The following is a 26,085-nucleotide window of genomic DNA, read 5'->3' on the forward strand; positions in this document are numbered from 1 at the left end:
GCGGATTGAATATAGCATTATATTATCCGAAGGTGATACAATTGTTCACAAGATCATTCAATTACAAATAAGCATTACCATTTAGAGAGACACGGATAATCGGGTATAAAACGGTTACACCGAGGACCATAGCCACGGCGTAACCGTTTTTATTTTTCATGCATTTCCAGCTAGCGATGGGTTATTGATAGAGATAGTTTAATGCAATGATATCATTGGCATTAAAGGTACGGTCGCCACCATTGGAGCAAGCCAGCATCCAAGAGTCTGCATCCGGACCACTAGGGGTACCAGGCAGATATACAGCACCTACACCACCATCACCTTCATCTACAGGATCACCGCCGCAGCTATAGGAACGGTCCATATAGTCGGTGTGACGCATGCCGATGCAATGGCCTATTTCGTGCTGGATAACTGAACCTACATATAATACATCCGGATTACTACCGTATGCATCAGGGTGGGTATTCATCTGTATAAGGTTATAAGGATCTCCTAAATCGGTAGGGAAACCGGATGATCCCAAGGTGATATAGCCACCACTAGGCCCTTGATAAAAGCCCTGGATAGTGATATCGGCATTACCGCTGGTAATGCGCTGGAACTGGATGCGCAGGCCCAATGCATTGTAACGTTGGATGGCGAGGTCGGTGCCTTGAACGAAAGCACTTCCCAGATTGGATACAGTTACAGTAATCACCCGTGGCAGACCACCTACCAGGTTATTGGTGGAATACTGTTCTGTTTTGGCCACTCTTACTTTATTATTTTTGGCTCTCTGACTAAGATCTTTTGAACTAAGGAAAATATCTCCTTCTACGAGATAGCCTCCATTTACGACGTGTACATTGCTGGTACTAAAGCCTTTTGCTTTGATTTGTGCTAACACTTCGTTAGAGAGATTGGGTTTGTTAGCACTGCCTTGTTTGTTATCTTTCTGGCAGGAAGTGATGAAAGCACCTGCCAACAAGCAGAGCAGGAATAAAAATGCTTGATTTTTCATCGGTTGAGATTTTGGGTTTTATATTGCTATTGTAGCTGCATGAAAAAAAGCCTTTACTATAGCTGTATTTCACAACTAACGTTTAAGTATATACGTATTTAAGATGACGGAAAATCTTCAATTACTCACCTGCAAATAAGATTGCCATGATTGTTGCGAATGCATGTTGGAATGATGAATAGGCGGACTTTCCAGTATGTCAGATTTGAAATGTGGGTTACTCAGATTTGCTTATAAATTAGGGCTCGACGTTTGGATTTGTACCGTAATTGTCTACCAATATTACAGCTTTCTTACTATTGAAAAAAAATATTTTATTTTGTATACACTCATTTTTCTCCGTAGTGGAATTGCAGTAGTCTAAACTATTTTACGTCTTGATTTAAGCTGATTTTAAGTACTTTCTAATTGCGTTTTAATTCTATTTTTCGAAGCGGTGTTTGTGAATGCATTCGATCAATATTCATGGATATGCCTTGGGATGCTACTAATCAAACAGGCTGCCAGCTTATCGTTTTCTAGGGTAAATAAATGATAGTTGGGAATGCATATAATGTACCAGTTGAAATTTTTTGTACCTTAAATAAAAGCTTTGTCATGCAGATCAGGACATTGGGAGTAAGGGGTGAGATCCTTCTTAGCAAACACCTATACGCGAGGCATTCAGGTCTTTTGATCGACAACACCATTCTCTGCGATATTGGAGAAAAGGAATACCTGCAATACGATCCTGTATGTATCCTCATCACACATCTGCATCCTGACCATGCCTTTTTTGTAAGGGGAAAGGATGTTTCGAATATAGATATCCCAATTGTAGCGCCGGAAGCATTCGCCAGGCAGCCTCACATGAAGATAATCTCAGCACCTTTTACCCAGAACGGATATACGATTATTCCCATTCCTACTGTCCATAGTACAAAAGTAAAATCACAAGGATATGTTATCAGTAAAGAGAATAAAAAGATATTCTATACCGGGGATATGATCAGTATCCCAGTGGAATATCACGGCTATCTGAAAGGGCTGGATGCTGTCATCACTGAAGCTAGCTTTTTTAGAAAAGGCGGGATTGTCAGGAAAGATGCAGACGGCCGCCTATTCGGACATGCAGGGATCCCTGATCTCGTTGATTTCTTCGAAAAATACACGCACAGGATCATTTTCACCCACTTTGGGACCTGGTTCTTGAAAGACCCGGCGGAAGGCATACGGAAAATTACCTCCTTGGGAAAAGACGGACTGCTCCTAGAGACTGCATTTGACGGGAAGGAATTTATGATTTGACTGCCAAAACCATTACAAATCGCCATCATACAGCAAGACCCTCATCTACCATTCATGTAAAGTTTCCAAGTTTTTTTATTTATGCTTTCGATTGCAAAGACATTTTTATATTTTGGGGGAAGCAATCAACAAACCACGCGATGAATTACAAAAACTCAAGAAGGAGCTTCCTGAAGCAAGCGGCACTGGCCACCCTGGCCACTGCTACTCCAAGTCTGCTGATGGCCGCAGCGAAGCCATATGTCCGCAAAATCGGACCGAACGAAAAAGTAAACATTGCCTTCATTGGTATAGGTAACAGGGGCGGAGAGATCGCCCAGGCGCTCTACAAGACTGGGCTGGCAAACGTTGTAGCCCTCTGCGACGTAGACATGGGGGCACCACATACCCTAGAGGTGATGAAAATGTTTCCTAACGTACCACGTTTCCAGGATTTCCGCCAGATGTTCGATAAAATGGGTAACCAAATTGATGCGGTATCCATCGGGGTACCTGACTTCTCCCATTTCCCGATCACAATGATGGCAATAGGCCTGGGAAAACATGTATATGTAGAAAAGCCAATGGCACGCACCTTCAATGAGGTGGAATTGATGATGAAAGCCGCCCGGAAGCATCCAAAAGTGGTGACGCAAATGGGCAACCAGGGCCATTCTGAAGCTAATTACTTCCAGTTTAAAGCCTGGACAGAGGCAGGTATCATTAAAGATGTGACAGCCATTACGGCCCATATGAACTCTCCGCGGCGCTGGCATGGCTGGAATCCAAATATAACTTCGTTCCCGCCGGCAGAAAAGGCACCTGATACGCTCGACTGGAATATCTGGCAGATGGCCACACAGGGGCACTCTTATAATAAAGATTTCGTGAACGGCCAGTGGCGCTGCTGGTTCGATTTCGGTATGGGCGCATTGGGAGATTGGGGAGCACATATCATCGATACAGCTCACCAATTCCTCGATCTTGGCTTACCATATGAAATTGATCCTATTAAGCTCACAGGGCATAATAACTTCTTCTACCCAATGTCTTCCACGTTGGCATTCAAATTCCCAAAAAGAGGAAATATGCCAGCACTGGATATCACCTGGTACGATGGAGTAGATAACTTGCCACCAATTCCTGCCGGATACGGTGTATCAGGACTCGATCCGAATATTCCCCCTCCAAGCAATGGCCCTATCGCACCTGCTAAACTGAATCCTGGTAAGATTATCTACAGTAAGGAGCTTACATTTAAAGGAGGCTCGCATGGTAGTACCCTCACAATCATTCCGGAGGAGAAAGCAAAAGAAATGGCGGGCAAACTGCCAGTAGTGCCGCAAAGTCCGTCTAACCACTTTAAGAACTTCTTGCTGGCTTGTAAAGGAGAGGAGCAAACAAGATCTCCATTCGCTATTGCGGGTCCGCTCAGTCAAGTGTTCTGTCTTGGTGTACTGGCGCAGTGGACAGGTGAGAAATTACAATTCGATAGAGAAAATAAAATCATTACTAATAACAAACATGCCAATGAATTGCTGATAGGGCCTCCACCAAGGAAGGGCTGGGAGCAGTACTATAAAGTTTAATGAAAGGGGACTAGGTCCCCTTTTTTGTGAATTGTCGGGAAGTAACGGGATAAATACTATGCTGCTGGCATGCGTAGGGAATAGTAATCAACCAGGCGATGTGCGGCAGGTGGATCTAAATTGCTTAATACCACAATGACCCTGTTAAGCTTCTGGAAAACGCGTAACTCGCCATTCATGCCGTCTGCACCACCCTCATGGCCAAAACTTGTTAATTGCTTATCGCCATATATTTCAAAACCCAATCCATATCCATATCCTGACGGCGCATCGTGAAAGAATGGCTGCATAGCCATTTTAAGCATTGCTTTAGAAATCAGCTTGCCGGATTGAAGCACATGAACGAATTTCAGCATGTCATCTACGGTGGTATAACGACCACCAGCAGCCATGCCCCTGTAGGGCAGCGTGCTATCATTTCGTTCCCATTTTCCATTCACCCGCATATAGCCAGGAGCAAGCATTGGCAGATCCACTTTAACACAATTATTCCACAGGGCTGAAAAAGAAAAACCCGTCGCTACATAGAGACGGGTTGCTGTGATCCTCGGTCTTTATTACCAAGGCACTTCTCCTGTTTCAGGATTGTTTTCTTCACTAAAGAATTTTCCGGTCGGTCCATCTTTGTCAATCAAAGCATATTTTATAATTCGCTTTCCGGCAACTTCAACACTTCCTGGCCCACGATTACCATTGAAATCCGTCTTTGTATATCCTGGGCAAACAGCGTTTATTTTGAAGTTGCTATCCTTTAGCTCGTATGCCAAAACAACGGTGTACATATTCATTGCTGCTTTTGAAGAAAGATAGACAGCTCCTTTGTAGTCGTAATACTTGTATGAAGGGTCGCTATGTAAAGTAATGGAACCCTGACTTGAACTTACATTTACAATACGGGGTTCAGAAGATTTTTTCAATAAATCAATAAATGCCTGTGTCACTCTTACAACCCCGTAAACATTTGTATCGTATGCTGTTTTGAATTGCTCTATGGTGGAATCAAGTGCTGCTTGTGGATAGCCACCATAAACGCCAGCGTTATTGATAAGTATGTCCAAGGTTTTTGTTTTCTTGCTTATCTCTGTACAAGCATTTCTTACAGATTCATCATCTGTAATGTCAAGCTGAATAGCCTCTACATTGCTGAGTCCCTCTGCCAATAATTTATTGACGGCTGCTATACCGTTTTCTAAATTGCGACTGCCGAGGTAAACATAAATCCCATTTTGAGCAAGTTGGCGTGCAACTTCAAAGCCAATGCTTTTGTTAGCTCCTGTTACTAATGCTGATTTCATTTTTTTTTTAAATTAATCAAGCAAAAGTAGATAGCTGAAAAACAGAGAAGATGGACAAATCAATTTATTATCTTGACTAATCTTGCTGAGCTTTTAAAAACTCACTTATGCTCTTTCCCGTACATTTTTTGAAAAATCTTGAAAAGTAATCAGGGTCATTAAAGCCCAGTTCATAAGCTAATTCTTTTACGGAAAGGGGGGAGTATTGTAATTTTCGCTGTGCTTCAATCATTAAACGATTAGTAAAAAAATCTTTTGGCGAAACGCCCGAATATTCTTTTACAATCCGATATAAGCTGTTGGTGGTTAAAGCCAATTTTTCGGCTATTGTATTTACAGAAGGTTGCTCCGTAAGATGGGTTTCCACCATTAATTTGAATTCAATAAACTTTGATAGATTGGTGTTTAGAATATTTAGTGGTGCTGTGTTTTTGAAATAAGCACTATTCAATTCTGTTAATAGTGAGTTCAGGTAAGATAGTATAATTTCTGTGTCGGTCGAATGTTCGTCTATATGAAATATCTGATTTAAAATTTCAAAAACTTTTCTTACTCTCTCCCTTGTAGTATTGTCAAAAATTATAGTCTGTGAACCTAAGGGATTAACTAGAAAAGGAAATCGTTGTGGTAGCAATGCTAATGTGTTTTCATCAAAAAGTACTTTGAAATATTTAAGATTAGCAGTCTTAGGTGGAGGAATAAAAACTTGATTAGGCATTGCAAAAAGCAAATGTCCGTCAGTGATCGTGATGTCTTGTAAATCCAAATTGTATGTAAGAGTGCCGCTGTCAATCAACACGATAAAATAAGAAGAAAGCCTTCTAGGTTGTAGCATCTTTTGTTGAATATCAGCAGAAGGATATGGATTATTGTCTGAAAGAACCTTTATACTCAACTTGTCGTTGGGTGCGCTCTCAAATTTTTCGTTTGTCTCTTGCATATTGTCTGCTTAATTTTTTCGATGCAAAAAAGTTCCATTCCTCCTCGGATATTTTTGCAAACTGGTCAATATGTTAACTTAGATGGGTCAAATGAGTAGTCGGAGTTAAAATTGCACACAACTTACAACAATATTACATAAATATCTTAACTGTTCTGACAAATTCGGAAGAAAACCATTCGCCTGAACGGGGATCAACATGGTGTCGCTTATAAGTACTATTATCCTTATGTGTTATTGAATTCCAATAAAACTCTATTTCTATAAGCCTGTATACTGCATTATCCCAGTAGCCTGATTTCTAAGGGAAGTTCAACACTTTAAGTCCCTTTAACTGCAACCGAGGGTTTAATTTGTATAAATCATGGAGAAAAAATCGGGGTTATATAAAAGGAACTCGACTAAAAAAGTAAAACCTGCGACCAGCGCAGGTTTTGTAAGTTGTTTGTGATCCCGCTGGGACTATATCAAAGGCACTACTAGCGCCACTTTTAACGGATTTGAAAGTTACTGTATCCGAATTTGTATCCTTCTGGATTAGCTTATTTTGTACCGTATTGTTAAGAGCTTATAACCTTTATAAATAAACGGAAAGCCTAACTACATCAGCACAAAGGCTGAAGTACTAATGAAGCCAGGAGCGATGAAAATGAAGGACAGGTTGCTTTAAGATTAACTGAGGCAGAAGTGGGACTTCATTACCAAGAATATTTCATTAAGCGAAGAAAAAACAGATTATTATTTAAAATACTATATATTAGTAAAAAAAGATGATAATAGGAATCTTATTAAGAAACTATAAAATATATCAGAATATAAATTATATCCCTTTGTCTGCCGGAGAAACATTCTGCGGCATTGTAGGTGTTAATGGCATAGGAAAAAGCTCAATACTTGAATCTCTTGATACTTTCTTCAACTATAAACCTTGGATTTGGAATCTGGCAAGTAGAAAACAAGGCCAACAGGCCAAACCTTATATTGTTCCGATTTTTTTAATTGAAAAGTCAAAAATTCCTGCAAAAGAATCAATGCTTGCTGAGGCCATAAGCAAAGTAATGTGGAACATTGAGGAAAAAGATGTTAGCCCAAATAACAAAGGCCATTTTGAAACATTCAATCGTCATCGAAATTCACTCCTAAAGCGCATTACCCCCAAAGATTATTATTTGTTGCCGATTGGCAAAGATATAGACGGTGACCTTAGTTTTTCAATCTTCAATAGATATAAAATTGCTGTTGCACTAGGAATAGACAACAAGGTCGACGAAAATATGTCAATAAAGCAAGAAGACCTTAAATCACACCTTGGGGCTAATAACCTGCTGAATGTAATTATTTCTCTTTATGAATACCTTTATATTCCTAAAGATATTGACCCTAGCACCTTTATGAAACTCGAAAAACACGAGATTCAAGTATTAATGGGCCAAACACTGAGCCAAGTAATTGAGAAAAATTTGCCAGGAGAAACCGTAAGAAATATAAATAGAGGTCTTCTACAGTTTCTGGATAATCTATCAAAAGATCTACGGGGATATTCATTTAGGAAACGCACCGACCGGCAGTCCGGTTTAAGAAAAGGAGATTTTAATTCTCTAATTATTGAGCACTTCTTTGAAGCTCGAAAATTTCATAAGCAAGAAGGTGGACACTGGATAGAAATTAAAGATTTAAGTTCTGGTGAAAAACAAAAAGCAATTATTGACTTAGCATTTAGTTTATTGACAAATCACAGAGGAAGTTCCGATAATTTAATTATAGCAATCGATGAACCCGAAAGTTCACTACATATATCATCATGTTTTGAACAATTTCTTCGCCTTTTTGCAATAAGTGTGTCTTGTCAACAACTATTATTTTCGACTCATTGGTATGGATTCTTTCCCACAATTGACAATGGGTTTGTATCTGTCATAAACCGCAAGGAGGGAGTTCATATTATAGATATAGTGAGTTTAAATAATTATCGCGAGGAAATAAAACAACAAAAGGTAAGTAGTAAAGGTAAGCTGCCGTATGACATAAGACTAAAGAGTATAAATGACTTTAGTCAATCAATAATATCCAGCCTCATATCGGAACATCCTTTCAATTGGATAATTTGTGAAGGGTCATCAGAGAAGTTATATTTAGATTACTATTTAAATGATCTTGTTAAAGAGAAAAACTTACGTATTATTCCAGTTGGAGGAGCAGCGGAAATAAAAAGGATCTACAATTACTTATCAACTGCATATGATGATTTCAAGGATGATGTAAAGGGTAAAATCTACATGATATCCGACACCGACAAACAATTGGTAAAATATACTACTCAGGATCAAAATAATCTTCTTTGCAAGAGAATTATGAATGATGAGAATAACAAAAAAACCGTTCTAGAAAAAATCGATTCAGTAATTGCAAGTCCGCCAACCGAAATCGAAGATTGCTTAAATGGTCGACTTTTTCACGAGACTCTTCTTTATTTTAAAGCCTCAAACACCGAACTCTCATTTGTTGCAGACAACCTAAAAGAGGAATATGAACTTAATTCATATTTCTATCTAGATATGAGACCAACAGAGAAGGTAGAATTGGACAACTTCTTTAATAAAGGCAATAATAAATGGGAGTTTGCGAAAAAATACCTTGAATATCTCGCTTTACCTCACAATACACCTGAAGAGATAAAGAAGGCTCATAGTAAGGATTCAATTCCCTCCTGGATCAATGACATACGAACATTCTTTACGTATGGGAGGAAGAAATCCTAAAAATCGTTACTGATAAATATTTGCCCTCAAAAAGGATACACTAAAAGTAAAACTGTTTTGTGTATCCTTTTTTGTATCCTTTCAGATTCGTTTTGTATGATTTACCTTTTATTGGTAAAAACACAAAAGCCGCTTAAATCCTACGATTCAAGCGGCTTTAATATCCTTTGATTGTTATGTTGTGATCCCGCTGGGACTCGAACCCAGGGCCCATACATTAAAAGTGTATTGCTCTACCAACTGAGCTACGGAATCATTCCCGTGAAGGGAGCGCAAAAGTAGGAAATAATTTATATCTCCCAAATTTTTTTTATAATTTCTTTTGAGATCCTAACGGAAACGACTGAACGTTATTAGCGGAAATCTTGAATACGCTTGTTTCTTGGTCGCGGGAAGCTACTACGATTTCGGTAGCGGTGCCCTCCTGCGTAAACAATTGGTGTACCAGTTCCGGATTATTGTTATCCCTGGAAAGATGGGAGAGTAGCAGATGTGTCATGTACGCAGGACGATGCTCCCGGAATATTTCCAATGCCTGTGTATTAGAGAGATGGCCATGCCCTCCGCGAATCCTATTCTTCAAGAAGTAAGGATAACGCCCCGTTTCTAACATCGTCTCATCATAATTCGCTTCCAGAAACGCTGCATGGCATTGTTTGAAATGATGTATCAATTGCTCGCAAGGGGCTCCTATATCGGTAAATATGCCAATGTTCACTTCATCAGAACTTACCATAAAACTATGCGGCTCCACGGCATCATGCAATTTGGGAAAAGCAGTAACACGCAATCCACCTATCACTACCGGCTCATAAGAAATAAACCGACGTATCAACGATTCTTGTATATCCAACCTGCCAGATACCATCGTGTCTGGCGTAATATATATCGGCAACTGATGCTTACGACTAATAACAGGAATTCCTTTAATGTGATCGGTGTGCTCGTGCGAAACAAATATCGCTTTAACCCGACCCATACTCAATCCCAGCCTGGCCATTCGCTTCTCCGTTTCACGACAAGATATACCCGCATCTATCAGAATCGCTTCCGTTTCATTGCCTATGTAATAACAATTGCCGTTGCTGCCAGAATTAAGAGAGGTGATATAAAGTGACATGATTTGCAAATAAACCTGATTTTTTACAAATCCTGAAATATATTCGTAAAGTCAAGATAGATGCAGGATTTAGTAATATCTCACCAGTTTGCTAAATCCTTTTATCATAATTTGCCGGTTTGGAAACTTGCTTAACGATTGAATATGCTGAAACCACTGAAGTTGACTGTACTCGCCGCAATCCTGTACAGCTCCGCATCCGCCCAGGACGCCGATCCCGGACGGTATCCACTGATACCTTACCCGCAGGAAATCACGACTGCGAAAGGAGAATTTATTATCGGTAGACACACAAACATCGTTGCTCCGAAAGTCTTTGCCAATGAGCTCAAACAGCTCCAACAAATGATGACGGTCTATCTCGGTGGTCCCTTGCCAGTAGCCGCAAAACCAGGAGCAAGCAGCATTGTACTGATGCAAGACAATACCATCAAAGGGGAAGAGGAGTATCACCTGCAGATCACTCCAGAACGCGTAATCCTCTCTGCCCGCACTGGTACCGGTATTTTCAGAGGTATCTCATCTATGCACCAACTCTTCCCTGTAAATGCAGAACTGGTGAAAGATAATCGTATGAAATCTTTCTACCTCCCTGCCGCTGATATCAAAGACCATCCTACCTGGGATTGGCGCGGTATGCACTTAGATGTAGCCCGACACTTCTTCTCCGTGAGCTACCTGAAGAAGTACATCGACCTCCTGGCTCTCTATAAAATGAATAAACTCCACCTGCATCTCACCGATGACCAAGGATGGAGAATCGAAATCAAAAAGTATCCACTGCTGACTTCACAAGGCGCCTGGAGAACTTTCAATAACCAAGACTCTGTCTGCATCAACAAGTCGAAAGAAAACCCAGACATGGCACTCGATACCCAACATATTGTGGTACGTAACGGTAAAACCATGTATGGTGGCTTCTATACGCAGGTGCAGATGAAGGATATCATTGCCTACGCAGCCGCCCGTCATATTGAAATTATTCCTGAAATTGATATGCCTGGCCATATGATGGCAGCCATCAAAGCTTATCCTTTCCTGACTTGCAGTGAGGAAAACGGCTGGGGAGTAACTTTCAGTACGCCTGTTTGTCCTTGCAACGAAAAGACGTTCAAATTTGCGGAAGATGTGTTTAGCGAGATAGCCGCACTCTTTCCTTCTCAGTACATTCACCTGGGCGCTGATGAGGTGGAGAAATCCAGTTGGGCCAAATCTCCAGCATGCGCGGAGGTGATGAAAGCGAACAACCTGAAGTCCGTGGAAGAGCTGCAAAGCTATTTCGTAAGACGTATGGAGAAATTTTTTAACTCCAAAGGCAAGAAACTAATCGGCTGGGATGAAATCTTGGAAGGAGGTATCAGTCCTACCGCAGTGCTAATGTACTGGCGCTCCTGGGTGCCAAAAGCCCCTGTGGAAGCTGCCAAACATGGCAACAAAGTAATCATGACGCCAGGAAATCCTCTCTACTTCGATGGGGTGCCCGACAGAAATTCTATCTCCAACGTTTACCATTTTGAACCAGTACCGAAACTGTTGAACGCAGAAGAAGCCAAGTATATCCTGGGCGCTCAGGCAAATGTTTGGACAGAATGGATTCCGTCTGAAAAAAGAGCAGATTACATGGTAATGCCTCGTATGACTGCCCTGGCAGAGGTGCTCTGGACCCATCAGCAGCGGTACGAAAATTATATGGAGAGACTCGTGTCTCACTATACACTACTGGATGATATGGGCGTGCATTATCGCCTACCAGATCTAGACGGCTTTACAGAAGATAATGTGTTCATCGATAAAGGTGAGCTGGTGGTGAAAAAGCCCCTGAAGGATCTTACCATTCGCTATACAACAGATGGAAGTATCCCTACAGGCAACTCTCCGGAATTGCCGCAGCCACTGGCTATCACCAAATCTGAGTCCATCAAAATGGCGGCTTTCTCCCGTTTTGGCAACCGCGGAGATATCTATAACCTACGTTTCCGTCAGGTAAACTACTTGGCGCCAGTTACTGAAAATGCAGGCCAGTCTGGACTGAACCTGGATTTCTTCAAAGGTTCTTTCAAGAGCGTGACTAAAATCAAAGCGGATGTAGATAGCTCCATGCTGGTTAATAATGTGGTGATTCCAGCCGGACTTGGTAAGGAAGGAAAGCCTTTCGGCTCCAAACTCCATGGCTTCATTGATGTACCGGAAACGGGTATCTATAGTTTCTACTTGACCTGCGATGATGGCGGTATACTCTATATCGGTGGATCCGAAGTGGTGAATAATGATGGCTGGCATGCACCTGTGCAGAAAAGCGGTCAAATTGCCCTTCAGAAAGGATTACATCCTCTGCTGGTGTCCTTCGTGGAAGGCGGCGGCGGATATACGCTTAAATTAGAATATAGCCTAAATGGCAGTAAAATAATGCCGGTACCCGACAACTGGCTAAAAAGAAAATAATAACAACAAGGCCCGGCACATTGCCGGGCCTTGTGCTTTAATCTTCTTTATGGATATGCCTTTCATAACTTTTGATATTGACAAGAAAGACCAATAGTATAATCATAATGATGATCAGCATAACATATGCGATCATAAAAGGAAAGTTATAAATCGTCAAGGGCATGAGATTGGGCTGTTTCTCCCCAGGCCTGGAAAAGGGGGCATTATCTTCCTTGGGTGCATTGGCCGATTCCACTTTCACATAGGCGAGAATGTCCCGGATCTGCTCCTCATTCAAATCTGGATGATCGGGCATCACAATCTGATTATTCTGATTAAAAACCTCCAATGCGGCTTTGTCGCCAGATTTAATCATCGCTTGGGAACCCTTTACAAAACTGATAATCCAGCCTTCCGGATGCCTGTCTTCCACACCCATCAGGGCAGGACCCGTAATTTTCTTGGTAACGCTATGACAGGATGCGCAACGGCCTTGGAACAGCACTTGACCTTCTTTCGGGTCTGCAGCCAATAATGCGCTTGATGAGAGCAGCATCCAACTAACAGTAATGAATAAACGATTATAATTCATTTTGCAGTTTTTTTATGTCAGTCAGCAAGTCATCTACTTCCTCCGGCGAAGTACCATTATAATAACCTCGAATCCGCTGGTGGGTATCTAACAACACTAGCCGGTCGCTATGAATAAAATCAGTCTCCCCACCATCACCTTCTGTTGCTGTGATGAATAATCCTTTTCTCGCGAAATAATACAATGCCTTTTTCTCGCCGGTCAATAATCTCCAGGTATTGGGATGAACATCATATTGGGTACCATAATACATCAGTTTTGCTGGGGTATCTCGTGCTGGGTCTACAGTAAAAGAAAGTATAATGACGCCTTCATTGGCATCTTGTACACGTTCCAACTGTGCCATCATCTTCGGACAAATGAGTGGACAAGAAGTAAAGAAGTAATTGGCTACCACGATATGGTTGTTCATCACCGAATTGGTAACGGTACGCCCCAATTGATCCGTAAACACAAAGGTGGGTAATTGACCACTGGTAGTATGATCCTTGCCAACTGTAGTGCCGCTGGCATAAATGGGAGGTTTGCCAAACCTGTTTTCCAGCACATGTACAATGCTGAAAATGATCAGCGGAAGGCCGATCAGTAATGCCAGGAAGAATTTCCAAGAATGCAACAGGTATGACCGTTCTATTTTCATGATCGCAATCATTTTTTGGTAGTTACTGGTGTAGGATCAGTAGGCAAATAGGGGGGCGCTTTCTTTCCAGTATTGTTCAAGGCATCCGAGATGGCCGGCAGATATGTTAGGAATAAGATGATTCCCATCATGGCTAGCCATGGCTTGAAAGTATCAAATATCGGGATGCGTTTTTCCTCATGTAGCGTTTCACTCACCGGAAAATCGATCACGGGTGCGGCGGTACGTTTACTGAAGAATGTCCCGAAAAATACAATGAAGTAGAGCAGACCGGCCACAAACATAATACCGCCGCCTGCGAGCCCCAACATACTGGATATAACCCAATAGGGATGGAACTGTTCACTGGCGGGGTTTAAGTAAGTCAGCCCCATATTGGTTCTCCTGGGTTCGCCCATCAGGCCGCCCCACATGAGTCCAACAGAGAATATGAGTACTCCAACTGTCCACAGATAAGGTACAATCGTATTGATAGTAGGCAGGAAGATCTTTTTTCCTGTCAACTGCGAAACCATAAAGATGGACATACCCAGAATGGCCAGGAATACGGGTCCGGCCACAGTTAAGTGAAAATGCCCAGGAATAAACGACGTATTGTGCACCACGTTATTCAAGGAATAAGAGGCATTGATGAGGCCTGTGAGTCCGCCGAAAATAAACAGGATAAGTCCATTGATCAAATAACCAAATAGAAATACATCCTTGCGAAAGAAGGGGAGCTTCCATATCCAACTATATAATCCTTTGGCGCCACGTTGTCTGGCCGCATATTCCAACGACGCAGCAATGGTAAAGGCCGTAATAAAGCTAGGCAAGGCCACTCCGAAGGTCAAGATAGCCTGTGTTAGCTTGATGCCTCTGCCAATAGACGGGTCTCCGAACTGGTGATGTACCCCGATGGGAATAGACAACAACAGGAAGATAAAGAAGGCTACTCTACCGGCAGTGGCGGAATAGAGTTTCCCGCCCGCCAGTTTGGGTAACATCGTATAAAACATAATATAGGAAGGCAGCAACCAGAAATAAACCAATGCATGCCCAAAAAACCAGAAGAGGGTACGGGCCAATGGAACATTAACACCTACTGTCCAACCCATACTCCAGGGTACAAGTAAAATCAACACTTCATAGGCTACCGCCAACGTACATACGAACCAGATAGTAAAATTGACGAGGGTGCCGATGATGGCTAGGGGAGTGCTGTTGGTTTTGTTGTCCTTTTTCCATTGGACATAAATGACCACCCAGTCGAAGAAGGCCACCCAGGAGCCCACTAATAACATGGCAGTGCCGATATAAAAGGCAGGATGCGCTTTCAGGGGAGGATAGAAAGTATACAGCACAGAAGCTTTTCCGGAAAGGATAGCAGCAGCAGCCATCACCGTGCCTATCAGCATCAGCCACATAGAGAGGGCGGTGGCTTTGCGATTAGGTTCCTTTTTCAGGTAGAAGGCCACGGTAGCATGTCCGAAGGCTACTGCGAAAAAGGTAGTGAGCACAATGGCATTGATGACGCCGTGAAGGGTGAGGCCCTGGTAGTAGTCCAGTTTGGCCACGGCGGCTTTGTGGATCACACCGGAACGGTAAATTACCTGCATCAGTCCGTGATAGATACCGATGGTGAGCAGCAATATCGGGACGAACAGTTCAATGAGGATCGTATTACGAAGGAACCTGCTAACCTGCATAGTAGATTATTTTTTCGGATAGTTTACGATAATTTCAGCCTGCATATTCTGGTGGCCGGTGCCACAGAATTCATGGCAAACGATTTTATAAACGCCTGGATGATCAAAGTGGATGGTGGTTTTGGAAACGCCTCCCGGCACAGCCATCATGTTCACATTTTTGTCATAGATGTTAAATCCATGTACCACATCATGAGAGGTAAGGAAGAGGTCTACCTCGCTACCAACGGGAATATAGGCAACGGATGGTTCGAAGCTCCACATCCTGGCCACATAGAAGATCTGGTAGGTGGTTTTGTCTAGTTGTTCCACCCGGGCGGTCTCATATGTTTTATTGTAGGGCAGACATTCTGTTACATCTGCCTTATGTGCACCCACTGCATAGAAGAGCGCGAATACGAACACGCCCATTACCAATATGGCTGTAATGATAATTTTTCTTTCGAACGTATCTATCATAAGCGATGGTTATATCCTGGAGAGCATGATGAAATAGGTACTGAACCATAGCACAATTCCCAATACAATAAGGAATATGAAAAAGGCGATAGCTCCTTTCGGAACGAATTTTTCGGAGTTTTCAGGGGATTGCATAATCCGGATTTTTGTGTTAGGAATGGTTACCGAATATTTACAATCTCAGCCAAGCAATTGTTTGGAAATAATTGTGAGAATTTGGGGTAAATATGTATTTTTGCGCTCCCTTCGTATTTGAATTATTTGAGATATTGAAGATACGCGCAGATCCATTTTCGTACTGACAAGGCTTCTCAGGGCCTCCAAGGCGATTACCGGGTCTGCGTTTTTATTTTAATAACCTTTCAGGACAGGGAAGCTGTCGAGTGGGAGTTGATTTCCATGTTCTTCTTCAGTAGGGGCTTCTTTCGGGGATTTCCAAGATTTCCAGTTACCAATTTTTTCGCCGTTAAACCTTACTCCCTGGCTTACAGGATGATCTTGGCAATCATACCAGGTACTAAGGCCGTATGCTTTGGTTTTATAGAAAATGCCTTCAAATCCAATTTTTCCGTTGTCACACATCTCCCGGCGTAGTTCAAATAGTCCGTTTTTACTAAAGTTGGATTCATATCGGAATATGGATTTATTGAATCCTCTTTTAGTGATAAGATGATGCTCATGATATTGCCAAATCGTCTTGTAGGAGCTATCCTGGTTAAAAGTATACCATACGCTATCGGGTTCTAATGCCGATTGATGGAGAATGGCTTCTTTGGTTTGTTTATACCATAATTCGTGTGCTACCCTTGTCTGTGGCTGACTGCAAGAGAAGAGAATAACAGATACCATGGCAATTACAGGCAGTGAATTTTTCATCATGGGATAGCTGGTTTAAAACAGGCATGGCTAAATATATTAAAATTATTTTAGGGAGACGCGAGTCGCTCCGAATGTAGTAGGCTATTGGATCTACGGAATTTGAAAAAATATTTCATCTCTTAAACCTGCTATGGTGGCTAGTTTGGGTTATATGATTTTATTCCTATCGAGATAAATAATTCAAAATGAATGAAATAAATTTGGTGTGAATGTAAATTTTTCTATCTTTGCACTCCCGTTACAAACAAGGGTATCACGGTGAAAGCAGTGATATGATTCCGTAGCTCAGTTGGTAGAGCAATACACTTTTAATGTATGGGCCCTGGGTTCGAGTCCCAGCGGGATCACAAACAACTTCTAAAACCTGCGCGCAGCGCGGGTTTTTCTTTTTTAGTCGAGTTTCTTTTATATAACCCCAATTTCTTTCCCGTACTTTATTCAGGTTAACGAGCGTTTACTATGGTAAAAATAGAGCAATCGAGATACTATCCAAGAAATGCTCAACTATATCATATGTAAATTATGATAATGTGTTATGCGGGAAGTCGAATGCTGCACAGGACGGCTACTTTACCCTATTTTCCTGGTCCCCGGCCGGGCAGTTGGTACAGGGACCAGGATTGATATTAATTATCCATCAATCATATGCGGCACGAAGCGGCTTTTATTATCGGTGATAAGCGAGTCCGCTTCGCGGATGCCCATACCTGCGGCCTGCTGTGCTATCACCCAGCTACCTATCACCGGATATTTGCCATCATAGGCCGGAAGCTCGAACAGTTCCTGGAATACATATCCTTCCTGGCCGTAGCTACCGTCGGAGAATTGCAACAACTGTCCGTTGTCGATCATTTCTATATTGGCTCCTTCTCTGGAGAGAATAGGTTTTTTCACGAAGCGGTTCATGCCGTGTGAGTCGAACCATGCTGGCAGCAGATTGGGATGATTCGGGTACATCTCCCACAGGATAGGCAGTAGTGCCTTGTTGGAGAGTATCATTTTCCAGGCAGGCTCAATCCAGAAAGCCCGGTTGGTATCTTCTAGTATATTTCTTCCGAAATCTTCTCTCAACAACCACTCCCAAGGATATAACTTGAAGATGTTCTTGATAGACTCATTCTCCATATCCATAAATGTTTTCGTGCTATTATCCCAGCCCAGATCGTCTATAAATACAAGCTTGGTATCCAGACCTGCCTGCATAGCACAGTCGCGCAGGTACTCGGTATTGGTAAGATCTTCGAGGGTTTGCTTCAGACAACTGAAATGTAGTTTGCCGGGACGCAGGTAAGGTGCCAGCATTTTCCAGCCATCAATCAGCTTTTCATGAACGGAGTTGAACTGGTCTTTTGATTTATCAAAATCCTGTAGCCAGAACCATTGTACGATGCCTGCTTCATAGAGGGAAGTAGGGGTGTCTGCATTGAATTCAAGCAGTTTAAGTTGACCATTCTTATAGCAGAAATCAAACCGGCCGTAGATAGCAGGATGATCTTCCTGCCAGGTTTTTTCTATATAAGGGATAGCCCAGTCAGGAATCGCAAAGCGATGATACAGGTTGTTGTCCATCACATATTGCACCGCACCCAGACACATATCCCACAGCTCCTGTGTGGCGCTTTCAATGTTATTTATTTCGCTGAGTGTAAAGGTGTAATAAGCACTTTCATCCCAGTAGGGGATATCTGTTGTATGAAATCCAAACCCCAGCTTCTCAACGGCGCTCTGCCAGTTGTTGCGGGGGGAAGTAGTAATTCGCTGCATCTGAAAATTAATTGAAATCAGGAAGAAACACTGAAACCATGTGAGCCAAATCCGCCACGGCTAATACTTCCCTTGAAACCATTGCTACCGGTATTGGCATGCTCACTGAGGCCGCCAGAATAGTAACCAGCACGCCTATAACTACCATTGTAATAATGGCCATAAGGCCTGAAGGCATAGTACCAGAGATGCGAATGGCTGTGATATCCGTTGTAATTGGAATTATATCCATTGTCATCCCCATAATAACTTCTTACACCGTTGTAGGGAGCAGTGGTATCGCTGCGCATGAATACCCTGCGCTGATGATGGGGGGTAGGTTTATGACAACTGGCTAGTACTGCGGTAATCAGCACCAGTTGTATGTGTGCTGATTTTTTAAGCTTCTTATTGAACGGTGACATAAATCTCGTAATCCTTCTGAAGTTTAATAGATGTAGTATCTCCGTTCTCGTTTTCGCCCTGCTCTGTGGTTTGCCCCAGGGAAGGAATTGTATCGCGGTGCACTACTGTTTTGTACAGGTTTGAGTTGGTCCAGATTTTATGGGTAGTCACCACTTCATCATGAGTCTTGTTGATGTGATTGGTACTGAGTACTGTTTCAATTGAACCTGTTTTGTCGATGGCATCGGTGATGTCTTCATTATTGGGTTGACTAGGTTCATCGCTACAGCTTCCCAGTGCCACCATACAGCAGATGATGGCGCCTGACAGGTATAGTTTTTTATTCATGGCGGGTATAAATTATCGGGCGAAGTTAATAAGGGAATATGTTATTTATATAAAATATTAAAATATAAGAGGATGACCCCAAGGATGATGCGTATAATACAAGCGTGCATAACTGTGAAAATAGTATTAGGATTTATTGCACTGAGTTGTTTTGTTTACTTCCAACTGATTGATTTACATATTATTGTAGGGGTATTCTATTCTAAGACTATCTTCAAAGTATCTCCTAGCTATCCAATAACTATCTCTTCAGTAAGCTGGTGCAGATAAGGCTCATATTTGATACTTTTTTGCTAATGAGAGGAGGAAACATTCCGGGCGAGCTATCTATTTATCTTGATGAAATACCACTGGTAATTAACCAAGTCTATATTCTCCTTCGCTCTTCTATCACACCGGCCTTGGTCAGTTTAATAGTGGTATAATTTCCATAGGAATCTTTGATAAATTCCACAGTTCTGTTGTCATCATCTGATCTGAAGAATTTATGATCAGATTCGGGCAGTAATTCAATATCGAAGCTGTTATAAAAGAGTTTCCCATTCTTTTCAAGAATTTTAATATCTCCATAATTACCCTTAAAATATGGGTAAAGAGACAGGTCATTTTTAATGCTGTGATGATGATAGGGAAGCTCAACGTCTTTACCAAAGCATATTGCAGCCAATCCGTATGCAAGCAAATAAGAAGAGGACTGATTATTAGAAAGAACAATAATAAGCAGTCCGTCATCAGTAAAACGGTTGAGGGACGTCATGGCTCCAAAAAAACCACCATCATGACCAATCAATCTGTGGCCATGATTGTAGAAAGGGTTGATTAGAAAACCATATCCAAAATTTTGTTCATTATAGGAAGTAAACATTACCTGCTTCATTTTATCACTTAAAATTGTAGTATCATACAGTGATTTATCCCATTTTAATAGATCCTCAACAGTTGAATAGATGCCATCATGCCCAATGTTGAATGACCAATTGATGAACGGATTTTTTTTATACCCCTGACCTTCCCTGATGTACCTATCTGACATATACGGAATCACATCTTCATTCGTCATAACGCCTGTTTCATACATTTGTAACTTATCAAAGATATTTTCTTTCAAATACTTTGAATAACTTTTGCCGCTTACTTTCTCTATGATACGCGCCAGCAGATAATACCCGATATTACTATAGGCTGTTTGCTTTCCTGGTGTAAACAAAAGCTCTTTTTGGGTAATATGGTTTAATACAATATCCTGGGTTAGGGAAACTTGGTTTAGGTAGAGTTCATCAAAGTCCATGGGAAGCCCTGACATATGGGAAAGCATCATATGGAGCGTGATTTGCTCTCCTTTTGGAAATCCGGAGAAATATCGGCTTAGTTTATCGTCCAATGATAACAACTTATGGTCTGCCAATTGAAGGATGGCTGCAGCAGTAAATTGTTTGCTCACTGAAGCCAGGTTGTATTTGGTATTGATAGTTGTTTTTATCCCCCATTCGTAGTTAGCATATCCATAAGCCTCTCGCAAGAGTAAGGAATCCTTTTTGGTAACCAGAACAGTACCACTAAATCCATTGACATCTGCTTGGGCCTGCATATACTTAAATAATTTTTCAGAGATACCAATTCGGTTTTCTGTCAAATTCTTTTTTCCCTTTACCTTTTCGGTTTGCGCAAAACTTTTAAGTGAGAACAAATTAACGCCCAATAAGAATATTACTTTGAAATTTGTCATATGGATAAATAATACTTTACAGGTAATTTTTTTATTTGGAGACTTAAATCATTTCTAATACAAGAGCCATTTCGCTCACCCTCTGCCCATTCCTAAATTTACCAAACAAATACGGAGATTAATGCACATTTTGATTAATAAAAAGACCTTGATAAAAACACCTATTTTTTTAAAAAATTGAAAAGATGGTGTCAAAAGTAATTTTGAGACATCCAAATCTCTTAGAAAGGTAGCATCTCCGTCTTGATTCCATGCTGCGGTAGCATCCAAGACTACATCAGCACCTGCGCATGAAAGAGGCTGCACGACTTATCCGTGATGAAAAACTGTTGGTATCAGCAGCCGGCTACTAGATGGGCTTTGAAGCTATTCATTTTTATAACCGGGGTGATCCTACAGATAAAAAATGCGATAATTGGCGTGGCTAATTGCCAACACATAAAAGGTGATAAGGTTAACTCACTGAAATTCTATAATTTGTTAAAGGTATTGGGAATTAAATACTATATGGGAATTGCTTGTCTCAATGCAAAATTTGTAACAAAATTGAACCTTTTTTGTTATTTCAAGTTAGTTAAAAGGTACATGTTAGAAAACAGATAAACAGAATAAAAATGAAGCCCCACAATATCTACCCCAAATTATTTCTATTATCTGCATTATTTCTTTTTGCAAAGACTGGCTACTCCCAAAGTAATAGCTCAACGCAAGGTATTATTGGTACCTGGTACTGCATTGAGATAGATTGTCCGTTTCAGACTAGACAATTTGAAATAACGGCCACTAGGGATCTAAAAGTACAAAGGACCTACGAGTTTGAGGTCCCTGGTTATGAACAAAGACTAGATACAGGTTTTTATAGTCAAATAATAGGTGGTATCGCTTCCTCAGGTGGTTGGAGGATAAGGGGTAATTCGCTCGTATTAACTGAGGGCGCGACCCATGCTCAACAACAGTTTACTTTTGATAGAGTGGAGGGGCAACCATTTTTGGTACTGACATCAGTCAACGATAAATGCAAATGGTATCTTGTTACCATAACAAAGAAATTACTATAGTCTTTCTACCTTCCCTCCAGTGATACGGGCAGATCCTAGCCATAAATTCACAGACTTTTTTCGTTTTATCAAATTTTTGCTTGCTGCCAAAACCATATTGACGGCTTCATTAAATGGTTCTTATAATTAGGTGAAGCCGAGAAGCATACGCAGATGGCAGGGATGGATTTACTTATGAAATAATGATGGCTTTCATGCAGGAGTTTGCAGATGCGAAAGCTAAATTGTAACGCCACCTGTAGGAGATGGAATATGCCGCCAATCTGAAAATCACCAAACGAATAAGCCCTGGATTTTACGCATGCCAAAATAGCCACGGCTTTTAGGCAAGTACGGCAGCCGGATGAAGCTCCAGCCGCCTTTTCCGTCGAAATTACTGAGTAATACTTCGGTATCAATAGGGCTGTTTCCACATCGATGTGAAGTTTGTCTCAAACGAACGAATAATTAGTACTTGCTTAATAGCGTATATCCGGTAAATCAATTTCCCCGGTGCTGCAAACCTTCCTACGCCCACTGCTACTGTATGATTGAGCCATGTAGGCCCTGGGTGGAGGAGATCGAACAGTTTGGTAGGTGGCAATCGTGCGTAATAATAGTATATGAATTTAATTATATGTAACTTTCGGACGAATGCAAGTCGAAACGAGAGACAAACACCTATCAATCATTATCCTATGCCTACAAAAAAATGCGTACAAAACCTGCTCTTCATTGCTTTAGGAGCACTCACCTTCATTTCCTGCAAATCTACTGAGCTGGTTTACATAAAAGTATTGGAACCGGCGCCCGTGACTATACCGGCCTATGTTAAAAATATTGGTGTTGTAAACAGGACCACCGTTACCTCACAGAACAAAGCACTAGACGTGGTTGACAAGATATTCAGTCTGGAAGGGAAACAGCTTGACAAGGAAGGAGCACAAAGTAGTGTAAGCGGACTTGCCGACGAACTGCGGAAGAACAACCGTTTCAATGATGTAAAAGAGCTAGGTGAGCTGGATTTGACCACCAATGCTCCAGGACTTTTCTCTGCACCGCTCTCTTGGGAAACTGTAGACAAAATATGCCGGGAAAATCATGTGGACGCCCTCTTCTCTCTGGAGCTGTTTGATACCGATTCGAAGATCAGCTATGCCGCTATCCCGGTTTCTTTGAATACACCACTGGGTAAAGTACCGGGGATAGAACATCAGGCCAGCATGCTTACCAATATAAAAACAGGGTGGCGAATTTATGATCCCGCCAGTAGGAATATCCTGGATGAATTTCCCGTTAGCAGGAATCTTACTTTCTCTGGAAGGGGTATCAACCCGGCCGCTGCCGCAGGTGCACTGATTAACCGGAAAGAGGCGGTAAAGCAAGCGAGCGCACAAGCGGCGCAATACTATGGCATGCGAATTATTCCCTATCGCACAAGGGTAACCAGAGATTACTATGTGAAAGGTACTGACAATTTCAGAACAGCCCGGCGTAAAGCGCAAACCGGCAACTGGGATGGTGCCGCTGAGCTATGGAAGAAAGAGACCACGAATGCTAGTAAAAGCGTGGCTGGCAGGGCATGTTACAACATGGCCATCATCTGCGAGATTAACGGGGAGCTGGAACTTGCGATCAAATGGTCCCAGAAAGCTTACGAAGAATATAATAACCGTCTTGCGCTGAAATATATTCGGTTGCTGAAGAACAGGCAAGCAGGCAACGCATTGCTACAACAGCAGCAGGTGCAATAATATGTACTACGAGTCTAAGATTAAAAAAGCCTTTCGGGAAATTCCCGGAAGGCTTTTTTAATCTTAGCAACCCAACAACACTATTACTTATTTAATTTTTCAAACATGGTGATGGCGGTATACAACACACCGGCTTCTCCTCTGAAGGTGCCGGACCCTCTTGGCTTGTTGTCCACAGAATACCACTCATAAAAGCCATTATTATCTTTCACTCTTTTTACCATTGGTAGTACTTGTTCATAGGCCTCTTTAACAAACCCGTACTTAATTAACTGTTGGATCATTCTGCCGCCAAACCATGTCCAGTCACCACCATTCTGATAACTGTAAATGGGGTTCATGATCTTATTAGCAAAATAGCCGTCCGGGTATGGAGGATACAATGTTAGTCCGATGGAAGGGGCGCCTGCCTGTTTTACTCTTTTAATCATTTCGTTCAGAGAAGCCTTCACTTCCTGTTTGCTTAACAGTCCTGCTTCAATGGCAATTGCTGTACCGCCGAAATAATAAATGTCCTTTTCATTAAAATCTGCAGGAAATGGAGATCCCTTCAGGTAAATATGTGGAATGAACTTTTGGTTGTGCTTATCCCACAGGTATTTCCTGCAGTTGCTGGCAACGGTATTTTTGATTCTATCCCATTTGTGCCTGCTGGAAGGCAACATGGCTGTCAAATTATTCAATGCTATAATGAACATAGCGTTATCATAGATATCGATAGCCGGGTGCGTATTGGCGTCGATATCTACTCCCCATCCATGCTCCGGTTGCACATCGCCCCAGTCGGCGGTGGTAGCTCCGGTGATAAGTCCATATTGTTGATTGTATTTATTCTTCATGAGGAATTCCATGGCGTCATCCATTCTGTCGGCCACAGATTTATCACCAATCTTTTCGGTCAGGATAGTGCTGTCGCCTGTTAATTGGATGTATTTATAGACTGCCTGTACTAGTGAGCTTTCCTGGTCGGTTTCAACGGTGTTTTTATGACCTGCGTAACGAGGTTCTAGCTTTGAGTAGCTAAAGTCATATGCTACTTTACCAATTTTCTCTATCGGTGTAAATCCGTCGATAATATTTCCATCATCTCCCTGCATTCTGAAAAATACCAGGAGGTTTTCTTTCAAAACCGCTGGTTTGTTTACCTGGGCGGCTAGCTCAATAAATGTATTGTAGTCCCTGATCCAAACTTCCCGGTATCCATCACCCGCGTTAAATCCTGTCTTCATCACTTCCAATGCTTTCGCCTTTACAAAGGGGAAGTATTCTTTCGCCGGTATTCCTTTTTCGCCTGTAGGTTTGACCTGTGCTGTACTTGCAAAAGCAAGGAATAGCAGGCTACATAATGATGATTTCATTTTCATTTTACAACAATAAATAAGGATTAAGTCTTTGCCCCTCTTTTTTACTAAAAGAGGATTTACTATATTCGTTATATGTACGAATGTATAAACATAGTTATTTTTCCGAAGCTATCAAATTTTATTGCATAAGCGGAAAACGTATGCGATGGAATTTGTTTTCTAATGAATTTCCAGTTGTTTTGCAGACATGAAATTAAAATTAGATCACAAGAATCCTTTACCCCTTCACTTACAGGCGGAGAACCTGTTGCGGGATATGATTAAAGATCCGCAGTATGTAGGTGGAAAATTTTTGCCGAATGAAGTCGAGCTGGCGAAAAAGCTGGCCATTTCCAGATCTACTTTACGTCATGCGTTGAATAAACTGGTGTACGAGGGTTTACTTATCCGGAAAAAAGGAGTTGGGACAAAAGTGGCGGAAGTCGCCATCAGCTCAAAATCAAAGAACTGGTTGAGCTTTACGCAGGAGATGACTGCGAGAGGCATTACCATAAAGAATTTTGAGTTACATATTTCCTGGGTGTTACCGAATGAAGCCATTGCTAATTTCTTTGATATAGATCCCGATAGAAAAATACTCAAGCTGGAGCGATTGAGAGGGAAGGCAGAAGGGCCTTTTGTTTATTTTATCTCTTATTTCCATCCAAGGATAGGATTAACGGGAGAAGAAGATTTTACCAGGCCTTTGTATGAGATAATGGAGAAAGATTACATGACCGTTGCCACCTTATCAAAAGAGGAGATCAGTGCCAAGCTGGCCGATAAATTTCTGGCTGCTAAGCTGGACCTGCAACAAGGAGATGCGGTCCTTATCAGGAAACGTTTTGTATACGACCAGGGAGAAAGACCCATCGAATATAACTTGGGTTATTACAGGGCAGATAGCTTTGTATACACTGTTGAAAGCAGGCGGGAGTAACAAAAAACACTATGCATCGAATACTTGCCTCAAAAATTCTTATGATTTTGTAAAATCTGGAAAAAATAATATGTTTGAACATTTGATAGCAGGTTTGAACTGGATGAAAAATGTCTGAAATCTACTAAAACC

At 41.6% G+C, this 26,085-nt stretch carries 22 protein-coding genes and 2 tRNA genes; 7 read left to right on the forward strand and 17 right to left on the reverse strand.

The genetic code is table 11. The features are described 5' to 3' along the window. Positions 1–181 precede the first annotated feature (181 nt). Positions 182–1,006, reverse strand: coding sequence for a M57 family metalloprotease (locus JO154_RS11025; RefSeq protein WP_291945177.1), 825 nt, complete (start codon positions 1,004–1,006; stop codon positions 182–184). 597 nt (positions 1,007–1,603) lie between these two features. Here JO154_RS11025 and JO154_RS11030 point away from each other — a divergent pair. Both JO154_RS11030 and JO154_RS11035 read left to right on the forward strand, forming a co-directional pair. Next, entirely contained in the window at positions 1,604–2,293 is a 690-nt protein-coding gene (locus JO154_RS11030; protein ID WP_291945180.1) for an MBL fold metallo-hydrolase, read from the forward strand. 140 nt (positions 2,294–2,433) lie between these two features. After that, a complete protein-coding gene (locus JO154_RS11035; protein ID WP_291945183.1) occupies positions 2,434–3,861 on the forward strand; it encodes a Gfo/Idh/MocA family oxidoreductase in 1,428 nt (475 codons plus the stop codon). A 56-nt stretch (positions 3,862–3,917) separates the two neighbouring features. On the opposite strand, the gene JO154_RS11040 is transcribed toward JO154_RS11035, so the two are convergent. From JO154_RS11040 to JO154_RS11050, 3 genes are all read right to left on the reverse strand, one after another. After that, positions 3,918–4,337 (reverse strand): serine hydrolase, encoded by a 420-nt coding sequence (locus tag JO154_RS11040; protein WP_291945186.1) that lies wholly within the window; start codon positions 4,335–4,337, stop codon positions 3,918–3,920. Positions 4,338–4,418: 81 nt separating this feature from the next. After that, positions 4,419–5,156, reverse strand: coding sequence for an SDR family oxidoreductase (locus tag JO154_RS11045; RefSeq protein WP_291945189.1), 738 nt, complete (start codon positions 5,154–5,156; stop codon positions 4,419–4,421). 76 nt (positions 5,157–5,232) lie between these two features. Then, positions 5,233–6,096, reverse strand: coding sequence for an AraC family transcriptional regulator (locus JO154_RS11050; RefSeq protein ID WP_291945192.1), 864 nt, complete (start codon positions 6,094–6,096; stop codon positions 5,233–5,235). 770 nt (positions 6,097–6,866) lie between these two features. Here JO154_RS11050 and JO154_RS11055 point away from each other — a divergent pair. After that, positions 6,867–8,855 (forward strand): AAA family ATPase, encoded by a 1,989-nt coding sequence (locus JO154_RS11055; RefSeq protein ID WP_291945194.1) that lies wholly within the window; start codon positions 6,867–6,869, stop codon positions 8,853–8,855. A gap of 182 nt (positions 8,856–9,037) precedes the next feature. On the opposite strand, the gene JO154_RS11060 is transcribed toward JO154_RS11055, so the two are convergent. Together JO154_RS11060 and JO154_RS11065 are read right to left on the reverse strand one after the other, a co-directional pair. Beyond that, positions 9,038–9,110, reverse strand: a tRNA-Lys gene (locus JO154_RS11060). Between the two features lie 55 nt (positions 9,111–9,165). Continuing rightward, on the reverse strand, positions 9,166–9,975 hold the full coding sequence (locus JO154_RS11065) for an MBL fold metallo-hydrolase (RefSeq protein WP_291945197.1): 810 nt from the start codon (positions 9,973–9,975) through the stop codon (positions 9,166–9,168). Between the two features lie 144 nt (positions 9,976–10,119). Between JO154_RS11065 and JO154_RS11070 the strand changes: the two genes are divergently transcribed. Continuing rightward, entirely contained in the window at positions 10,120–12,417 is a 2,298-nt protein-coding gene (locus tag JO154_RS11070; protein WP_291945200.1) for a family 20 glycosylhydrolase, read from the forward strand. Between the two features lie 37 nt (positions 12,418–12,454). On the opposite strand, the gene JO154_RS11075 is transcribed toward JO154_RS11070, so the two are convergent. The 6 genes from JO154_RS11075 to JO154_RS11100 form a co-directional block, all read right to left on the reverse strand. Further along, positions 12,455–12,991, reverse strand: a complete 537-nt coding sequence (locus JO154_RS11075; protein WP_291945204.1) for a cytochrome c — start codon at positions 12,989–12,991, stop codon at positions 12,455–12,457. Beyond that, positions 12,981–13,631 carry an SCO family protein gene (locus JO154_RS11080; RefSeq protein WP_291945208.1) on the reverse strand — a complete coding sequence of 217 codons (651 nt, stop codon included), beginning with the start codon at positions 13,629–13,631 and terminating at the stop codon, positions 12,981–12,983. Before JO154_RS11080 ends, JO154_RS11075 begins: the two co-directional genes overlap by 11 nt. 8 nt (positions 13,632–13,639) lie before the next feature. Then, on the reverse strand, positions 13,640–15,319 hold the full coding sequence (locus tag JO154_RS11085; protein ID WP_291945210.1) for a cbb3-type cytochrome c oxidase subunit I: 1,680 nt from the start codon (positions 15,317–15,319) through the stop codon (positions 13,640–13,642). A gap of 6 nt (positions 15,320–15,325) precedes the next feature. Next, on the reverse strand, positions 15,326–15,778 hold the full coding sequence (locus tag JO154_RS11090) for a hypothetical protein (protein WP_291945213.1): 453 nt from the start codon (positions 15,776–15,778) through the stop codon (positions 15,326–15,328). Between the two features lie 9 nt (positions 15,779–15,787). Beyond that, a complete protein-coding gene (locus JO154_RS11095; RefSeq protein WP_291945216.1) occupies positions 15,788–15,913 on the reverse strand; it encodes a hypothetical protein in 126 nt (41 codons plus the stop codon). 216 nt (positions 15,914–16,129) lie between these two features. Beyond that, positions 16,130–16,657 (reverse strand): hypothetical protein, encoded by a 528-nt coding sequence (locus JO154_RS11100; protein WP_291945219.1) that lies wholly within the window; start codon positions 16,655–16,657, stop codon positions 16,130–16,132. Positions 16,658–16,931: 274 nt separating this feature from the next. On the opposite strand from JO154_RS11100, the gene JO154_RS11105 reads away from it, so the two are divergent. Next, positions 16,932–17,004 (forward strand) — tRNA-Lys (locus JO154_RS11105). A 283-nt stretch (positions 17,005–17,287) separates the two neighbouring features. Here the strand turns inward: JO154_RS11105 and JO154_RS11110 are convergent. The 4 genes from JO154_RS11110 to JO154_RS11125 form a co-directional block, all read right to left on the reverse strand. Continuing rightward, positions 17,288–18,421, reverse strand: a complete 1,134-nt coding sequence (locus JO154_RS11110) for a glutathionylspermidine synthase family protein (protein ID WP_291945223.1) — start codon at positions 18,419–18,421, stop codon at positions 17,288–17,290. A 17-nt stretch (positions 18,422–18,438) separates the two neighbouring features. Then, entirely contained in the window at positions 18,439–18,825 is a 387-nt protein-coding gene (locus JO154_RS11115) for a hypothetical protein (RefSeq protein WP_291945226.1), read from the reverse strand. Next, positions 18,809–19,153, reverse strand: a complete 345-nt coding sequence (locus JO154_RS11120; protein WP_291945229.1) for a hypothetical protein — start codon at positions 19,151–19,153, stop codon at positions 18,809–18,811. Before JO154_RS11120 ends, JO154_RS11115 begins: the two co-directional genes overlap by 17 nt. Positions 19,154–19,520: 367 nt before the next feature. Next, a complete protein-coding gene (locus JO154_RS11125; RefSeq protein ID WP_291945232.1) occupies positions 19,521–20,879 on the reverse strand; it encodes a serine hydrolase in 1,359 nt (452 codons plus the stop codon). Positions 20,880–22,614: 1,735 nt separating this feature from the next. Here JO154_RS11125 and JO154_RS11130 point away from each other — a divergent pair. Then, positions 22,615–23,670 carry a DUF6340 family protein gene (locus JO154_RS11130; protein WP_291945235.1) on the forward strand — a complete coding sequence of 352 codons (1,056 nt, stop codon included), beginning with the start codon at positions 22,615–22,617 and terminating at the stop codon, positions 23,668–23,670. A gap of 83 nt (positions 23,671–23,753) precedes the next feature. On the opposite strand, the gene JO154_RS11135 is transcribed toward JO154_RS11130, so the two are convergent. Beyond that, positions 23,754–25,028: a hypothetical protein gene (locus JO154_RS11135; protein ID WP_291945239.1), complete on the reverse strand. Its 1,275-nt coding sequence runs from the start codon at positions 25,026–25,028 to the stop codon at positions 23,754–23,756. A 193-nt stretch (positions 25,029–25,221) separates the two neighbouring features. Here JO154_RS11135 and JO154_RS11140 point away from each other — a divergent pair, with 193 nt between their 5' ends. Then, positions 25,222–25,953, forward strand: a complete 732-nt coding sequence (locus tag JO154_RS11140) for a GntR family transcriptional regulator (RefSeq protein ID WP_291945242.1) — start codon at positions 25,222–25,224, stop codon at positions 25,951–25,953. Positions 25,954–26,085 lie beyond the last annotated feature (132 nt).

It is taken from the genome of Chitinophaga sp. (genome assembly GCF_019236475.1).
Taxonomy (GTDB): Bacteria; Bacteroidota; Bacteroidia; order Chitinophagales; family Chitinophagaceae; genus Chitinophaga.

Coding starts and splice junctions, on each gene's coding strand:
- JO154_RS11125 (WP_291945232.1), bottom strand. CDS start 20,879: ATGACAAATTTCAAAGTAATATTCTTATTGGGCGTTAATTTGTTCTCA.
- JO154_RS11025 (WP_291945177.1), bottom strand. CDS start 1,006: ATGAAAAATCAAGCATTTTTATTCCTGCTCTGCTTGTTGGCAGGTGCT.
- JO154_RS11140 (WP_291945242.1), top strand. CDS start 25,222: ATGAAATTAAAATTAGATCACAAGAATCCTTTACCCCTTCACTTACAG.
- JO154_RS11055 (WP_291945194.1), top strand. CDS start 6,867: ATGATAATAGGAATCTTATTAAGAAACTATAAAATATATCAGAATATA.
- JO154_RS11130 (WP_291945235.1), top strand. CDS start 22,615: ATGCCTACAAAAAAATGCGTACAAAACCTGCTCTTCATTGCTTTAGGA.
- JO154_RS11030 (WP_291945180.1), top strand. CDS start 1,604: ATGCAGATCAGGACATTGGGAGTAAGGGGTGAGATCCTTCTTAGCAAA.
- JO154_RS11095 (WP_291945216.1), bottom strand. CDS start 15,913: ATGCAATCCCCTGAAAACTCCGAAAAATTCGTTCCGAAAGGAGCTATC.
- JO154_RS11045 (WP_291945189.1), bottom strand. CDS start 5,156: ATGAAATCAGCATTAGTAACAGGAGCTAACAAAAGCATTGGCTTTGAA.
- JO154_RS11090 (WP_291945213.1), bottom strand. CDS start 15,778: ATGATAGATACGTTCGAAAGAAAAATTATCATTACAGCCATATTGGTA.
- JO154_RS11110 (WP_291945223.1), bottom strand. CDS start 18,421: ATGCAGCGAATTACTACTTCCCCCCGCAACAACTGGCAGAGCGCCGTT.
- JO154_RS11075 (WP_291945204.1), bottom strand. CDS start 12,991: ATGAATTATAATCGTTTATTCATTACTGTTAGTTGGATGCTGCTCTCA.
- JO154_RS11100 (WP_291945219.1), bottom strand. CDS start 16,657: ATGATGAAAAATTCACTGCCTGTAATTGCCATGGTATCTGTTATTCTC.
- JO154_RS11085 (WP_291945210.1), bottom strand. CDS start 15,319: ATGCAGGTTAGCAGGTTCCTTCGTAATACGATCCTCATTGAACTGTTC.
- JO154_RS11135 (WP_291945239.1), bottom strand. CDS start 25,028: ATGAAATCATCATTATGTAGCCTGCTATTCCTTGCTTTTGCAAGTACA.
- JO154_RS11115 (WP_291945226.1), bottom strand. CDS start 18,825: ATGTCACCGTTCAATAAGAAGCTTAAAAAATCAGCACACATACAACTG.
- JO154_RS11080 (WP_291945208.1), bottom strand. CDS start 13,631: ATGAAAATAGAACGGTCATACCTGTTGCATTCTTGGAAATTCTTCCTG.
- JO154_RS11050 (WP_291945192.1), bottom strand. CDS start 6,096: ATGCAAGAGACAAACGAAAAATTTGAGAGCGCACCCAACGACAAGTTG.
- JO154_RS11065 (WP_291945197.1), bottom strand. CDS start 9,975: ATGTCACTTTATATCACCTCTCTTAATTCTGGCAGCAACGGCAATTGT.
- JO154_RS11070 (WP_291945200.1), top strand. CDS start 10,120: ATGCTGAAACCACTGAAGTTGACTGTACTCGCCGCAATCCTGTACAGC.
- JO154_RS11035 (WP_291945183.1), top strand. CDS start 2,434: ATGAATTACAAAAACTCAAGAAGGAGCTTCCTGAAGCAAGCGGCACTG.
- JO154_RS11120 (WP_291945229.1), bottom strand. CDS start 19,153: ATGAATAAAAAACTATACCTGTCAGGCGCCATCATCTGCTGTATGGTG.